The organism is Actinomadura rugatobispora, from assembly GCF_042656285.1.
In the GTDB taxonomy this organism is placed as follows: domain Bacteria; phylum Actinomycetota; class Actinomycetes; order Streptosporangiales; family Streptosporangiaceae; genus Spirillospora; species Spirillospora rugatobispora.
The window spans coordinates 191,197-205,148 of sequence record NZ_JBHSON010000004.1; the positions used below are offsets into that span (position 1 = coordinate 191,197).

At 68.9% G+C, this 13,952-nt stretch carries 21 protein-coding genes; 13 read left to right on the forward strand and 8 right to left on the reverse strand.

The window, feature by feature from the left end:
• The first annotated feature begins 3 nt into the window (after positions 1 to 3).
• The 11 genes from ACFPZN_RS04345 (at position 4) to ACFPZN_RS04395 (ending at position 7,201) form a co-directional block, all read left to right on the forward strand.
• Positions 4 to 1,797: a hypothetical protein gene (locus ACFPZN_RS04345; protein ID WP_378280349.1), complete on the forward strand. Its 1,794-nt coding sequence runs from the start codon at positions 4 to 6 to the stop codon at positions 1,795 to 1,797.
• A 10-nt stretch (positions 1,798 to 1,807) separates the two neighbouring features.
• The gene (locus tag ACFPZN_RS04350; protein ID WP_378280351.1) at positions 1,808 to 2,134 is read left to right on the forward strand and encodes a hypothetical protein; all 327 of its coding nucleotides are present in this window, start codon (positions 1,808 to 1,810) and stop codon (positions 2,132 to 2,134) included.
• Positions 2,134 to 2,673 (forward strand): hypothetical protein, encoded by a 540-nt coding sequence (locus ACFPZN_RS04355; RefSeq protein WP_378280353.1) that lies wholly within the window; start codon positions 2,134 to 2,136, stop codon positions 2,671 to 2,673. The genes ACFPZN_RS04350 and ACFPZN_RS04355 overlap by 1 nt, the downstream gene beginning before the upstream one ends.
• A 46-nt stretch (positions 2,674 to 2,719) precedes the next feature.
• Positions 2,720 to 3,340 carry a hypothetical protein gene (locus ACFPZN_RS04360; protein WP_378280355.1) on the forward strand — a complete coding sequence of 207 codons (621 nt, stop codon included), beginning with the start codon at positions 2,720 to 2,722 and terminating at the stop codon, positions 3,338 to 3,340.
• Positions 3,337 to 4,509: a hypothetical protein gene (locus tag ACFPZN_RS04365; RefSeq protein ID WP_378280357.1), complete on the forward strand. Its 1,173-nt coding sequence runs from the start codon at positions 3,337 to 3,339 to the stop codon at positions 4,507 to 4,509. The genes ACFPZN_RS04360 and ACFPZN_RS04365 overlap by 4 nt, the downstream gene beginning before the upstream one ends.
• 66 nt (positions 4,510 to 4,575) lie before the next feature.
• Positions 4,576 to 4,803 carry a hypothetical protein gene (locus ACFPZN_RS04370; protein WP_378280359.1) on the forward strand — a complete coding sequence of 76 codons (228 nt, stop codon included), beginning with the start codon at positions 4,576 to 4,578 and terminating at the stop codon, positions 4,801 to 4,803.
• Positions 4,804 to 4,816: 13 nt separating this feature from the next.
• Positions 4,817 to 5,131, forward strand: coding sequence for a hypothetical protein (locus ACFPZN_RS04375; protein WP_378280361.1), 315 nt, complete (start codon positions 4,817 to 4,819; stop codon positions 5,129 to 5,131).
• Positions 5,128 to 5,283 carry a hypothetical protein gene (locus ACFPZN_RS04380; RefSeq protein WP_378280363.1) on the forward strand — a complete coding sequence of 52 codons (156 nt, stop codon included), beginning with the start codon at positions 5,128 to 5,130 and terminating at the stop codon, positions 5,281 to 5,283. The genes ACFPZN_RS04375 and ACFPZN_RS04380 overlap by 4 nt, the downstream gene beginning before the upstream one ends.
• Positions 5,283 to 6,071 carry a CHAP domain-containing protein gene (locus ACFPZN_RS04385; protein ID WP_378280365.1) on the forward strand — a complete coding sequence of 263 codons (789 nt, stop codon included), beginning with the start codon at positions 5,283 to 5,285 and terminating at the stop codon, positions 6,069 to 6,071. The genes ACFPZN_RS04380 and ACFPZN_RS04385 overlap by 1 nt, the downstream gene beginning before the upstream one ends.
• Before the next feature lie 147 nt (positions 6,072 to 6,218).
• Positions 6,219 to 6,602 (forward strand): hypothetical protein, encoded by a 384-nt coding sequence (locus ACFPZN_RS04390; protein WP_378280367.1) that lies wholly within the window; start codon positions 6,219 to 6,221, stop codon positions 6,600 to 6,602.
• Positions 6,603 to 6,982: 380 nt separating this feature from the next.
• Complete coding sequence (locus tag ACFPZN_RS04395; protein ID WP_378280368.1) at positions 6,983 to 7,201, forward strand: hypothetical protein; 219 nt, start codon at positions 6,983 to 6,985, stop codon at positions 7,199 to 7,201.
• On the opposite strand, the gene ACFPZN_RS04400 is transcribed toward ACFPZN_RS04395, so the two are convergent.
• Positions 7,202 to 7,573 carry a hypothetical protein gene (locus tag ACFPZN_RS04400; protein ID WP_378280369.1) on the reverse strand — a complete coding sequence of 124 codons (372 nt, stop codon included), beginning with the start codon at positions 7,571 to 7,573 and terminating at the stop codon, positions 7,202 to 7,204. It abuts the gene before it with no gap.
• 272 nt (positions 7,574 to 7,845) lie between these two features.
• On the opposite strand from ACFPZN_RS04400, the gene ACFPZN_RS04405 reads away from it, so the two are divergent.
• Together ACFPZN_RS04405 and ACFPZN_RS04410 are read left to right on the forward strand one after the other, a co-directional pair.
• A complete protein-coding gene (locus ACFPZN_RS04405; RefSeq protein ID WP_378280370.1) occupies positions 7,846 to 8,103 on the forward strand; it encodes a GntR family transcriptional regulator in 258 nt (85 codons plus the stop codon).
• 31 nt (positions 8,104 to 8,134) lie between these two features.
• Complete coding sequence (locus ACFPZN_RS04410; RefSeq protein ID WP_378280372.1) at positions 8,135 to 8,443, forward strand: hypothetical protein; 309 nt, start codon at positions 8,135 to 8,137, stop codon at positions 8,441 to 8,443.
• Between the two features lie 72 nt (positions 8,444 to 8,515).
• Here the strand turns inward: ACFPZN_RS04410 and ACFPZN_RS04415 are convergent, their stop codons facing one another.
• From ACFPZN_RS04415 to ACFPZN_RS04445, 7 genes are all read right to left on the reverse strand, one after another.
• A complete protein-coding gene (locus tag ACFPZN_RS04415) occupies positions 8,516 to 8,890 on the reverse strand; it encodes a DUF6221 family protein (RefSeq protein ID WP_378280373.1) in 375 nt (124 codons plus the stop codon).
• A gap of 14 nt (positions 8,891 to 8,904) precedes the next feature.
• A complete protein-coding gene (locus ACFPZN_RS04420) occupies positions 8,905 to 10,008 on the reverse strand; it encodes a tyrosine-type recombinase/integrase (RefSeq protein ID WP_378280374.1) in 1,104 nt (367 codons plus the stop codon).
• Positions 10,005 to 10,505 carry a hypothetical protein gene (locus ACFPZN_RS04425; RefSeq protein WP_378280375.1) on the reverse strand — a complete coding sequence of 167 codons (501 nt, stop codon included), beginning with the start codon at positions 10,503 to 10,505 and terminating at the stop codon, positions 10,005 to 10,007. Before ACFPZN_RS04425 ends, ACFPZN_RS04420 begins: the two co-directional genes overlap by 4 nt.
• A 26-nt stretch (positions 10,506 to 10,531) precedes the next feature.
• Positions 10,532 to 10,819 (reverse strand): PadR family transcriptional regulator, encoded by a 288-nt coding sequence (locus ACFPZN_RS04430; RefSeq protein ID WP_378280376.1) that lies wholly within the window; start codon positions 10,817 to 10,819, stop codon positions 10,532 to 10,534.
• An 8-nt stretch (positions 10,820 to 10,827) separates the two neighbouring features.
• Entirely contained in the window at positions 10,828 to 10,968 is a 141-nt protein-coding gene (locus tag ACFPZN_RS04435; protein ID WP_378280377.1) for a hypothetical protein, read from the reverse strand.
• Positions 10,969 to 11,275: 307 nt separating this feature from the next.
• Positions 11,276 to 13,576: a DNA translocase FtsK gene (locus ACFPZN_RS04440; protein ID WP_378280378.1), complete on the reverse strand. Its 2,301-nt coding sequence runs from the start codon at positions 13,574 to 13,576 to the stop codon at positions 11,276 to 11,278.
• A complete protein-coding gene (locus ACFPZN_RS04445) occupies positions 13,576 to 13,947 on the reverse strand; it encodes a hypothetical protein (protein WP_378280379.1) in 372 nt (123 codons plus the stop codon). Before ACFPZN_RS04445 ends, ACFPZN_RS04440 begins: the two co-directional genes overlap by 1 nt.
• Positions 13,948 to 13,952 lie beyond the last annotated feature (5 nt).

Sequence of the window (13,952 nt, forward strand, 5' to 3'; positions counted from 1 at the left end):
CCAGTGCGCGGCGTCTGGCGGCGGCCCTCCCGCGTCTACTACGGACGCCGCCGCCCCCTCCCACCATCGGAGGGCGGCCCGCCGCATGGCGCTGGCACCATCACCGCCACCGGCGTCCTCACCGGCCACGGCACCAAGCACGCCACCGGCGGCGGCACCATCACCGCCACAGGCGCCCTCCAGGGGGCCGGAACCAAGCACGCCACCGGGGCCGGCTCAATCACCGCGACCGCGACCCTGACCGGCTCAGGCTCCGGCTACGTCCCCGGTGAGGCCCATTTCCGCTTCGCCATCGACTGGGACGGCGACGGCGACTTCACCGGACCGGGCGAAGACGTCACCGACCAGGTCCTGGCCAAGAGCGGATTCTCCACCGAGTTCGGCCGCGACCAGGCACGGGCCCTCTCACCACCAGCGTCCGGCCGCGCCACCTTCACCCTCAACAACATCTCCCGCAACTACAGCCCCGACAACCCCGCCTCCCCCCTCGCCGACGACCTCCTGCCCGCCCGCGAAGTCCTATCGACCGTTGAACTCGACGGCGTTACCCGCGCGCTGTTCCGCGGCCACCTCGATGACTTCGAAGTGAAGGTCGAGAAGAACGTCCGCGAGGTCGACTGCGTCGCCTTCGACCCCCTCGCCAAGCTCAAGGACAACAAGGTCTCAACGCAGCTGTATGCGGGCATCCGCACCGGCGAAGCAATCAACGTCATCCTCGATGCCGCCGACTGGCCCGCCGACCTCCGCGACCTGGACGTCGGCGCAACCGTCATCCGCTGGTGGTGGGAAGAGGGCACTGATGCCTGGGATGCGATCCTCAAACTGGTCAACAGCGAAGGACCGGCGGCGATCGTCCACGCCGACGAAGACGGCCGCATCGTCTTCCGGGACCGCCACCACCGGATCCTCGACGCCGGCTCCACCACATCGCAGGCGACCCTCACCGACGGCGCCAACGGCTACGAGCCGGCGTTCTCCGGCATCACCTACAACCACGGGCTGAAAGACATCGTCAACCATGTCGCGATCTCCGTCGACGAGCGCGACCCCTCACCAGAGCCCGAAACGGTCTGGGAGTCCGCCGACCTCCGCAACATCGGCGCAGGCGAGACGCTACAACTGACCGTCCAGACCAACGAACCGGTCATCGACGCGAACGTCACCTTCGACATCGTCACGGCCGGCACGGCGACCTCCACACTGCTACAGACCAGCGGCCAGGCCCTCACCCTGCAGATCACGGCGCCGGGCAGCGCCATCGCCATTGCCAACATCGTGGTCACTGCCCAGCCGGTCGCGGTCCGCCGCACCGTTCAGGTCCAGCAGGAGGACACCGCCTCCCGCGACAAGTACGGACAGAGGTCGCTGCCCTACGAGGCGCCCTGGGCAGGTGTGACCGACGCCGAGGCGATAGCCCAGATCATCGTCGGCGCCCGCTCCGAGCGACTGCCAACCGTGGAGATCCTTTTCTCCGACAGCAGCAACCCTTTGCGGATGGCGCAGCAGTTCGGCCGGGACCTGTCCGACCGGGTCCATCTCACCGAGGCCGAGACCGGGCTTGACACCGACTTCTTCATCGAAAAGATCGCGCACCGGGTGTCCGGCGGCGGCTTCGTGGCGACAACGTTCGGCTGCGAGAAGGCCGCCGTGCAGCCCACCGGAGTGTTCACCTTCAACGACTCGGCGAGGGGCTTCAACGACGGCGTATTCGGCTCTCCGGGGCTCGACGACCCGTCCAACACATTCGTCTTCGACCAGGCCGGGCGGGGCTTCAACGACGGCCTCTTCGCCACCTAGGAGGGCCCTGTTGATCGCACGCGCCTACGTCAACCACGGCCGATGGGTGGCCGGATGCCCACGCGAGTTCTGCACGAACGCCCTGGAGCTGCAGCCGCGGCAGGCACGGTTCTCGTGCACGACCGTCCCGGACGGGTGTGGCCTTGATGCGCCGATCGAGTGGCCGCCCGACGCCGACGACATCTGGGCGGCGTTGATGCGGCGGCCGGTGCCCGCGACGCGGAACTGGTTCCCGACTGGACACGAGCTCGCGGTCCGGGCCGGGTGCCCGCACGGGCAGACGGCTGCGGACCTGCTGGCCGAGGGAGAGATGTACGGCGTGAGGGGGGTGCGCTGATGGCGTGGACGGCGCCGATGACGGCCGTGGCGAACACCGCGTTCACCGCGGCCCAGTTCAACCAGCACGTCCGCGACAATCTGCTGGAAACCGCCGTGGCGAAGGCGACCGCGGCGGGGCAGATCTTCGTGTCGACGGGTGCGAACGCGTTGGCCGCGCGGACGGTCGGGTCGCACTCGGTGAACGTTGCTCAGTCCACCACCTCGTCGTCGTACACCGACCTGTCGACGGTGGGGCCGCAGGTCACCGTGACCACGGGCACGCGGGCGATCGTGTTCTTCGAGGCCCAGATCCAGAACTCCCTGGCCAACGCGGCGACCCGGTGTGCGGTGGAGGTGTCGGGTGCCTCGTCGATCGCGGCGTCGGACTCCGAGGACCTGTATATGGACGGGTTGCCCGCATCGCAGCAGTTCCGGTCGGCGGCGTTCACGACGTTTACCACGCTCACGCCGGGGTCGAACACCTTCACCGTCAAATACAAAATCAACTCCGGTACGGGGACATTCACCGACCGGCAGATGCTCGTCATCCCGCTCTGACCACGACGCCTCCCCAGCCGACACCATCTTCCGTGAGGAGTGCCTCATGCCCCTGCCCTTCCAGCCGATCCGCATCCGCTACGGCTACAAGACCGGCGACTCGATCCATCCCATCCCCTCCCACGACCCCGCCATCGGCGGCAACCCGCTGCTGGTCCACTTCTCCGAGGACCTGGAGGACCCCAAGTCCCACCACTCCGACGCCGGCGGCGTGTCCATCGTGTGGGGCCCGAACATCGGCTCCTCCGGGGCGCTGGTGGACGGCACGGTCAGCCTGTGGATCCGGGACCTGTGGGCGCCGGCGCCCGACGAGCGGACCGAGTTCCAGATCCGGCTGCTGAAGTACAAGACCGCCGACTACTCCCTGGTCAACATGACCGCGCAGATGTTCTCCCAGGAGTACTACGCCCCGCTGCACCACGACGACCTCGTTTGGGACAGCAGCGGGAACGTCATCCCGGACGCGCCCGGGCACCGGTCCTGCAACGCGCACGTTACCTTCCACTGGACGGCCGAGGAGGTCAAGGCCGACGAGTGCCTGCGGGTCGCGATCGCCCAGTACCACGGCCAGCGCCCCGACGGCAGCATCCTCGTCCCCGGCTACGACCTGCCCTATCCGGGGCACGTGTGGCGGGCGCAGGGCCGCCTGAAGGTCTGGCCTCGGTGACCGTCCCTTACGAGGCGCCCGACACCCGCTTCGGCCTGTCTCTGGAGACGGCCCTCGACGGTATCGGCGACCGCGTCGGCCTGCACGAGGCCACGTACGGGGCGCCTTTCGATGCCTTCGTGGGCAAGACCGACGATGACAGGCTTGCCGCGGCGTTCAGCTACGCCAGGGCGCAGACGCGGCCGCCGGCCATCGTGCTCGGCAACCGTGAGTACAGCCTTTCCAAGGGGCCGTACCCGTACTTCCCAGGGCTGCGCCTCGTGGGGTCGCTGGGGAGCGGGGAGCGCGAGTTCGCCATGACGGGTCCGCACAGCGTGGTCCGGGTGGGCGGGTCGGCGCTGTTCGCTGTGCCCGCTGGCGAGGTGCGAAACATCTGGATCTCCGGCATCCAGTTCCGCGCTGCCTCGGCGTCCACGCACTTCCAGGTGCCGGTGACCGACCTGGCGAACGGGCCCCGCGTCCAGGACGCCACGTTCATCGACCTGGCCTGGGTCGGGTTCGCCACCGTCATGCACGCCCGCCACCTGCGGTGCCGCATCGACCGGACGTACTGCAACGAGGGCACGGACACGCAGTTCCGCCTGGCCGGGTCGGACAACTACTACTGGCTGACCGGCGGATACCTGTCCTCGACGAAGCTCGCCGCGGACCGGTTCTACCTGCACTTCCCCCACATGAGCAGGACGGACGTGGGCCCGCTGTACATCACGCCTGAGAAGGCCACAGGGATCAGGATCGACGGCGGGTACGGCGGGCTCACGTTCACCGGCACCAAACTCGACTCCACCGGCCGGGACGCCACGAGGGCGTGCCAGGGTGCTGCGGTCCTCATCACCGGGGGCAGAGGCATCACGTTCGACAAGGCGTGGTTCTTCGGCAACGCCGTCAACCCGGCCGCCACGGGCCGCACGCCGGCCGACCGCGGGCAGGTGTTCATCCGCGGGGCCGCGGCCGACGTCACCTTCATGACGCCCCAGTTCAGCGGGTTCGACGCGCAGGCCGGGCACACCCCCTCGACGACGCCCGCGATCTACGCCACCAGCACCGCCCGCGGCGTGCGGGTGGTCGCGCCGATGGCCCCCAACGGCGGGACCAAGCTCATCCAGCAGCAGACCGCCGGGACCGTCTCGACCTTCGCGGCCGACGGTTGGTCGCTGAGCGTTGCCTGACCTGCAATAACGAGAGGATGTGATCGGGTGTGGCGTGGCCCGGCGTGGGTGACGGTCCTGCGAGACGTGTTGCTGCTGGTGCTGCCCAGCGGCGCGTTCATTTTGGAGGCACTGAAGGACAAGCCTTCGGTCGAGCTCCTGATCCTGTACGTGGCGCTGGTGGCGTTTCCGGGTCTGGCTGGGGCTCTGACCCTGGCGAGGCACGGGCCTGGCGGTATCGAGCCGCCGTCGTCGCCGCCTCCTTCTCTGCCGCCCTCCTCGCAGCCGCCTTCATCGTCTACCACTGCGCGCTGACATGAGGGGCGTCGTGACGCCCACGGGCGCGCTGCGGGCCCGGTGGTCGGTGCTGATGGTGCTGGTGACGGCGGTGCTGATCACGCTCGCGAACGTGGCGTTCACGAGCTACGTGCAGCGACAGGGCGATCAGCGGCAGGCCGAGCAGCAGCAGCGGGAGAAGCGGGCGCAGGAGGCGTCGCAGCGGCAGACCCTCGCGGTGGTGTGCGCGTGGCTGGAACTGCGGATCAACCCGGAGCCGCCGCCGACAACCGCGCGGGGCCGGGAGCAACTGGCCGCCGACCAGAGGCTGTATCAGCAGTTCGGCTGCAAGGAGACGAAGAGATGAGCGAAGAAGAGATGAGCGAGGCCGAGCTGGTGGAGCGGGACGTCGACGAGGACCCGGCGGCGCACAACGCCACCGAGGACGACGAGGAGGCCGTGCTGCGCGGCCTGTACGGCGAGCGCATCCGGGGCCTCTACCTCGGAGAGGGGGCCTGATGGGTACGGCGGCCGAGATGCTCAGGCAGGCCCGCGCGAGCATCGGCATCGCGAGGCGCCCGAACGTCATCACCCGCGAGTACGCCAACCGTCACGGCTCGGAGTTCCTGACCGCGGCCTGGTGCGACATGGCGGTGACCTACTGGGCGCGGCACTCGGGGAACACGGCCGCGGTGCTGCCGGGCGGCGACCGCGCGTACACGGTGTGGCACGCCCAGGACTTCCAGAAGGCGGGCCGCTGGTACAAGGGCACCGCCGCGAACGTGGACGCGGCCAAGCCGGGCGACATCGTGTTCTTCGACTGGGGCGGCGCCGACTCGGTCGGCGCGATCGACCACGTGGGCGTCATCGAGAAGGCGCTCGGCGGCGGCCGGGTCCAGACCATCGAGGGGAACACGGGCGACCAGTGCCTGCGGCGCGTGCGGTCGTACACGGTCATCGCCGGGTACGGCCGCCCGAAGTACGACGCCCCGAAGCCGAACTACTGGGACGTGCAGTCCACGGTCGCCGGTCGCCGCGTCCGGGTGCCGTGGGCGACCCCGTTTCTGAAGCGGGGCATGGAGGGCGCGAGGGTCCGCTGGCTGCAGGACGCCCTGAAGGGCCTGGGCTACTCCATCCCCACGGCGGGTGACGACTTCGGCCCGATCACCGACGCGGCTCTGCGCGACTTCCAGTCCAAGCACCGCGACGAGCGCGGGCAGAAGCTGGAGCAGGACGGCATCTACGGCCACCACTCAGCCAGGGCGCTGTTCATCGCGCACGGTGGCAACGCCGAGGACGCCGTCTGACCGAGCCCCGTTCGGAACCTTAAGAGAAGGCGTGAATTCTTCACACGCATTCTTTAGGTTCGCCCTCACCTGCACAAACATGCCGCCGGTATATCAGCCGGTATGAAATCGGGCCGGAAACCGGTCCTGTGACCCAAGGAGGTCGCAATGCCCAAGTTCCTCGGCCGCGACCCGGCCATCTGGCTGGGCCTCGTCGCCATCGCCGTCCAGTTCCTCGTCGCCTGGGGCGTCGACCTGAACGAGGAGCACCAGGCGCTCATCAACGCCGCTGCCACCGCCGCCATGGGCCTGCTCGTCGCCCTGTCGGTGGCTCGCGACCAGATCGTCGCCGCGGCCGCCGGGCTCCTGACCGCCGTGCTCCAGCTCGGCGTGAGCTTCGGGTGGGACCTGTCGCAGGAACGGATCGCGACGGCGGGTGCTCTGCTGACCGCGCTGCTGGCCGCGTGGCTGCGGACGCAGGTGACGGCCCCGGTGGCGCCGGACGGGAGCAGGGTGCGGAAGGTGACGCCGGTGGGGCCGCCTGGGACGTGACGACTGGTCCGGGTGTGGGCGCCCGTCCTCTGCTTCGGCGGAGGGCGGGCGCTCTTGCACGTCCGGGCGTCTTGCATTCGTGCTTATTTCATAAGCATCTCGGGTGGGATGCTTGTTCTAGAAGCAGGTCAGGTGCCGTCGCTTACGATTGACGTAGGCCAACTGCGCTGGCCGGTTCCCCGCTGATCACGGGGGCGAGGCGACACCAGCCGTTTCCGCGGCCACGTTGCCAGCGCACGGGCGTAGCTCAAGGGGTACAGAGCGGTCGGGGACTATCCGGCATGGACTCCGGTTCGACTCCGGACGCCGAACGGCCCGTCCCTTCGGGGGCGGGCCGTTTCGTCTTGCCCTGACCAGCAGGTATGGCGCAGGCTGGGCGGATGTGGTCCCCCACCTGCCCGTACGGCCACCCGCTCACCCCGGGCGACGTGCTCGTCGGCTGGTCGCCGTGCACCTGCCCGCCAGCATGGGCCGCACACAAAGGCCACAGATCCCTGCAGTGCTGGACCTGCCACGCGTACGGCATCACCAGCGTGCGGTACGAGCCGCCCCACATCGGCGGCGGCCACCCCAACCGGCGCAACACACCCGCACACTAGCTACCGCCCAGGCGCCCAGTTCTTCTGACACCACCAACGCAACTCCCGCTCCACTCGATCACCCGTCTCGTTCTCCCCAGTGAAGTTCTTCGCCAGGTCATACATGCCAACCACCTCCGTCTGCTTCGCCGACGTCACCGCCCTGAACTCCATCAGCCCGGCCTCCAACTCCGCCCCACTCCCACCCTCCGCGCGCTTGCGCACCGCCTGGTCGAGCTGCTCACACGCCAACCGTGCATGCGAGTCGAGCTGAACCGTCGGCGACGGGGTCGGAGTAGGGGACGGCGTCACCCCTCCAGCGCTGTCCGTACCTCCGCTGCAGCCGGCCAGCGGCGCGAGGGCGAGAAGGGCGGCGGCGACGGCGAGACGCATCAGGGGGCTCCCGGGTGAGCGGACGGCTGGTGTCCTGTGGGACGCGCGCCGGCCCGCGGGGGTTACCGGCTGGCCCGCCCCGGCCACGGCTGGTCGCGCGCCCCGGCCCGTGGTTCCCAGCCAAACGCGAGGGGCCGGGGCGCTGACCTGACCACCCCTAACAGACGGGTGTGGTTCCTTCGAGGCTAGGCAACTCGTATGCCTACGTCTACCTACGACTGCATACGTAGATCAACAACGTTGATCGTTTAGGTACCTCTACGTTGTCCCGCGTGACCGTGGATCATGACGCCGACGTGCCCGTCTACCAGCAGATAGCGCACATCATCAAAGCGCGCATAGATGCCGGGCAGATCGCCCCCAGACGGCGCATCCCGTCCGAGTCGACCATGGTCCAGGAGTTCGGCGTCGCCCGCGTCACAGCCCGACGAGCCGTCGCCTACATGCGCCAGCAGGGGTGGGTCTACACCGTGCCGCAACGAGGGACGTTCGTCTCGGAGCCGGAAGACGAGGAGCCCGCCGGCTCCTGACAAGCTTGCTGGTCACGTCTAGCATCCCGGCATGGATGCCCAGGAGTCCGCAATCCTCACCCTCGGCCTCTACTACTCCCTGCACGGCTACGTCCGCGGCCCGATCCCCGAGCGGCTGCGCGCGGAGGGCTGGCGGTATCACAAGGGCTGGGAGGTGCGGATCTTCGTGCCGCCCGGCGAGCTGGAGTTCCTGCGGCAGGTGATTGCGCGGGCGGGGTTCACGGTGGCGCGGCCGTTCGAGAAACGAGGGCGGGTGGTGCAGCCGGTGTATGGGCGTGAGGCGGTGACGGCGATTGTGCGCTCGGCTGGCGGGGAGGCGCCGCCGTCCGGGTTGCGGTGAGCATGGGACCGCCCGCCTGCTCGTGTTGAGCGGGCGGGCGGCTTCCTCTTTTCGGAGCGGGATTGAGGGGTCTCAGGGGCGCCATTCCTCCTGGTAGTCGGGATGGTCGGAGTACGGCAGCGCAAGTAGACGGAGGGTCTGCACCGGCCAGAACTCATCGTCCCCACCGCCGTAGTAGCCGGTGTGCTGCTCGATAAGCCGCCGCTTAGCTTCGACGTCGGCCGCCACGCGCCGAGGATCATGCCGGGCGATGTGGGCGGCGATCGATTCTGGCGCGTCCCAGAGCAGGTAGTGGCCGCGGCCGACGACCCGGGAGGGCGGGAAGGCGACCCTGGAGGGCGAGACGGCGTCGTCGTTGTGCTCGACCTGCCACGACTCTTTGGGATCGATGCGGTTGTTCCATGCGTCCTCGTCGAGTCGGGCCTTGAGGAACTCCACCAGGGTCATCGCGTCAGTCTCCTTCACAGTCCGATGTCTGCGGTCGCGTTGTCTTCCCATTGGTCCACGCTCCGGATGTACTCCAGCAGCGCCGCCGAGTTCCGAGCCCACCCACCCTGGTCGGCGATCTTCTCGATCGGCTTCCCCGCCCGCCGCGCCGACGTCGCCAGACCGGCCCGCAGACTGTGCCCCGTGATGTCCTCGAAGCTGGCCCTCTCCGCGCACACGGTGACCCGCTCACCGACAGCTCGTGGCGACATCGCCCCGCCCAGATGATTCCACCGGTCGACGCACCGCAGCGCCGGATCTGCCGGCTCCGATTCCGCGGCTTCCCGCCAGGCCAGCCATGCCCGCACGGGATCGGTCAGGGTATTGCGCCCCCGCGCAACCCCCACTGACCTGCCACCTTTCTTCCCGAACCGCGTCGTCACCCGTAGGCCGTTCTGCTCCAAGGTGATGTCGGCGACCAGCAGCCCGGCGAGCTCGGAACGCCTCGCTGCGATGCTGAACCCAACGACCAGCAGCGCCCGATCGCGCAAGCCGCCCAGGTCGTCGGGGCACGCGGCCGACATTTCCCGGAGTTGGGGAATCGTCACCGCGGGGGCCTGCCCGCGGCCGCGGCGGAATTCGCCGGCCTCGGCCGCCTGGCGGGCTTCGTGGCGGAGGATCTCGCGGGCCTTGCGGGTGACGTCGCGGTCGACGGGCACGCCTCGGTCGCGGAGGCCAGTGGCGATGCCGCCGAGGGTGGTGTCGATGGTGGCGGGGGAGTCGCCGGCGAGCCAGCGCCAGCGGACGAACCCGGCGAGCATTCCGCGGGACACCGTGTCCGGCGGCAGGGAGACGATGTCACAGAACTCGTCCCACCGTCGCCAGGCGCGTTCGTAGGCCCGGACCGTGTTCGGTGGGCGGAGCGTCTGGGCGTAGTGGTCGGCTCCGGCGTCGAGGAGGGCGAGACGCTCCGTCTCGGCGAGCGTGAGACCCGAGTCCGAATGCTCCTCTAGAGCCGGATTCTGCTGACCGTTGATAAGGGAACTTATCAACGGTGAGACGCCAGTCTCAGGCGCGGAGACGGGGACGCCCCCCGAATCCGATTCGGAGGGCGCCCGCGTCGACAGGTGATCACTCACGACAGGACCCGATCCCGCTTGGCATCCCACGCTGTGCAATGCGACACCACATCACCCACCCGATCCCCAGTAAGCAGTCGGACGGTGATCTGCCATGGCGGCCAGAACGACCGCTCCGTCTGGATGTCGAGGACCTCGTACTCATTGCCGCTGACGTGGCTGTAGTACCGGCCACTCACCCGCCGGGGACCGATCTCGTCGGCGAAGGGTCCAAACGGGTGGGGCAGGGCGCGGCACCGCTCGGCGTGCGCCTGGCTCCACTGCCGCGCAGCCCGCAGCGCCGCCGCCAATCGCTCCTCGGAGCTTGCGTAGGCGGACAGGCCGTCCGAGCTCAGCGTGCTCTCCCGGCATCCCCAGCACGTGGACTGCAGGGTCGTGTCGCGGTCGGTCTTCTCATAGGCGCCGGTGTCGACGGTGGCGCCGCCGACGGTCAGGTACCGGGCGATGACGCCCTCCGGCCACGCCTCCACCGCGGGCCGCGCTGCTGTCGTACTCATGCTCTGCTCCCTTCCTCACTGACCGCCTACGAGGCGGCCTCCAGAACCCTCGACGGCAGCGACACCAACGCAGCCCGCGCCGCCACCACACCCGCCTCCGTCAACCGCAGATACCGTCGCGGCGGACGCGCCTCCCCACCCCGCTCACCTGCCGACTCCACCCGACCCGACACCCACCCCGCCCGCTCCAGACGGGCGAGCATCGGATACACCGTCCCCTGCGGCAAACGAGTCGCCGCCACCAGCTCGCGGCCGTACCACTCCCGGTCCTCACCATCGAACGCCGACAGCAGCAGCCGCGTCTGCAGCGTCATCCGGACAGTCATGAGCGGCCTCCCAGCCAGACCACGACGAGCACGGCCACTCCCGTGCCGACCGACGCCGGGATGTGGTGGGTGCCGACGTACATGAGCAGCCCGGTTGCCGCGGCGACGAGGACGGTGATGCCTGCGCCGGCGCTCACCGCCCACCGCCGGCGGGACGGGGGAGTATCTGGGGGGTCATGGCCGCTCCTCGTTTGGGCGGGCGCACGCGTGCGCGTACGCGCGTACGGCTGCGCGTGGAATTGCGCGCAAGCGCGTTAACGATCTTGATTGGGGGATCCCACGCGGGGGCAGGAAGTTCGTCACGCCGGTTCGTCACGGTCGTCACAGAGCCTTCGTCACGGCTCGTCACGGCCTTCGTCACAGGCCCGTGACAAAGCCCTGACCTGGGAAACCCTCCCCCCAGCCCCCCGCCCGTGACGAACCACTTCGTCACAGCCCCGGCGATCATGCCGGGACCGGTGCGTCGTCGAGAGCGCCCACGTTCACGATCTTGAAGGTGGTGCCCCGGCCAGAGCCCTCCTTCTCCAGCACCCCATCCCGGTGGAGCCGGTCCAGCACGTTGTTGATCCACGTCCGCGACTCGTTACCGGTCCGCTCCCGAATGGCCTGCAACTCGGAGTCGGTCGCCTTGAACGTCACCCGGTCGGTCGCGTGCCGGTGCCGAACCCAGTCGGTAACCAACCGCCGAGCCGCCTCCGGCGACATCCGCCCGCCCACCAACGGCTCGGTCTCCAACTGGTTCTCCTCCGGCGAAGGAGCGATGACCGGGTCGCTCGGGCCGGCGGTGATGGTCGGGTCCGGGTCCTCAGTGCGGACGTACTCGGAGACCGGGTCGCCCTCCTCGCGCAGCTCGTCGATGACGTCGCGCGCATCGTCGACGGACATCAGAACCTTCCGGGCGCCGTCGCCGCCGACGGGGCCGACGATCTTCGCCCGCTCCAGCGCCTCCATCACCCGCAGACACACCTCGTGCCCGATCCTCAGCTTGCGCTGCAGCATCTGCGTGGACGCGTGCTGGGTCACGGTGACGATTTCGGCGGCTTGGGCCAGGAGCTCGGCGAACGCCTCATCGACCTCGGTCTCATCGTCGTCGCGGTCGTCGGCCTGGTCGCCGTCGCTGGGGCGCGGCGCGGCACCAGGCGATGCCGGCGGCGGGAGTTGCGGGACCTTCACAGCCGCGCCTTCGGGGAGACGGGCCAACCGGGCGGTGAACTCGTCCATGTCCTTGCTCGCTGCGGGCCACTGCTCGGCGTACGCCCGCATATTCGTCGCCGCTTCCTTCGCAGTCGAACCCCACGCGAACGTACGGCCCGGCATCGCGAAGTGCTGGTCGTCCACGCCATCGGCGTCTAGGTACGCCTTGCCCTGGTGCTCCTTGCGACCCGCGCCCCACATCTCGGGGCTGACCTCGGCGCGCTGCTGCCGCTCTGACAGGCCGTACTCGGCATCAGAGGAGGCGTTGAGGCCGAAGCACATGAACGCCATCTGCGAGCGGATGATGGTCGGCATCTCGCCGTGCGTGCTGCGTTGCAACGACATGATGACCCGGCCGCCTGCGGACCTGATCTCCTTGGTGATCTGCTCGATCAGCTCCTGGTCCTTGTTCCCGAGCTCATCGAAGATCTTCGCGATCTCCTCGAACAGCACCAGCCAGTACAGCAGGCCACAGCCGGGCTCCCAGTCGTTGTAGTCGTGGTCACCCAGCCATTTCGTCCGCTTGGGGATCTCCTCGTGCAGGTCCCGAATGAACTTCGAGATACCGGCCTTGCCGGTCTGCAGACGATGCAGGCCCGGCTCAAGGGGGCCGAGTGTCTGGGTGGCCTTCGACAGGTCGACGGCGAAGATCGCCACGTCGCGCCTGCTCATGGCCTCGGCGAGAGTGTTCCAGCCGCCGCCCATGCTCTTGCCACTGCCGCTGGCGCCCATGATCTGCAGGTTGTTACCGGGGACCCGCATCTCCATCGGGTCGGAGTCCTGAAAGATCCCCACCCGCAGAGGATCGGCGATGCTACCGCCTGGTCGTGACGGTCCCGGCCAAGGGATCGGCGAGTCCATGACCAGCGGATTTGTCACCGTGATGTTGGCCTTGGACGCATCGGTCTTGTCCCTGGTGATGACGACGCTGCCGGGCGGGAACTGCATGCCCGACTCGATGTACTCGGTCTTCTTCTGCACATCCTCGACGGTCTTCTCCCCGGCCGGGAGAGCCATCTGCCCCTTGACCTTGTGCTCGCTGACCTCGGTCGTCTTCACCTTCGCACCCGACAGCCCGAACGACGCCTTTGCCCTGTCGAACATCGACCCGAGCGCGTCGATGTTGCCGTCCTCGGCCGGGCTCTGACGGATCACCGCGCGGATGTTCCACGCGATCGCGAGGGCGCCGCCACCGAAGAACGCCATGCCGCCGGTCACCGGATGCGTGACGCCCACGATGTTCGCGGTTACGAACCACATGCCGGCGCCCCCGGTGGTGAGGGTGGAATGCCAACGGCCCAGCATGCTGCGATGGTGCGAGACCGCCCAGGTCAGGGCAGTGAGCAGCATCGTCAACGCGGTACCGGCCATCGTTGTCCACGTCACCGCCGGCGCCTCACCCCACACCTGATGTGAGACCTCCCCCACCACGTACAGCAGCACCAGCACGATCCACGGCGGCACCAGCACGCCAACCTTGGACACCGCGGACACCACGATCCGCTCCAGGCCCTCCTGCTGGGCCACCTCCAACTGCTGCTTACGCGCCATCACAGATCGACCCCCCCGTGCCACCGCCGGTTCTTGCTGCCCCCGGTGGAGCGGGGCTCCAGGAACTCCCGGCGGTACTGCTGGTTGAACCTCACGACCTCCGCGCTGACACCGAGCGCGAGCTTCTCGGCCTTGCGGAGCTTGCGCGCCACCCTGCGGGCGCGAAGCCGCACGTCAACGCCGAACAGGCCCGGATGCCCGTCCAACTTCCGCATCGCTCTGGCCGCGGCTTCGGCGCCGTTCACCAGCTCCTGCGCCATGTCGTGCGCGAACCGCTGGTTGGCGCGGGCGTAGTCGGCGACGTTCTGCCCGACCCTGCCGCGGAACGCGATCTCGCCGATCTCGTTCATCCGCTGCTCACCAGTCCCCATGCCTC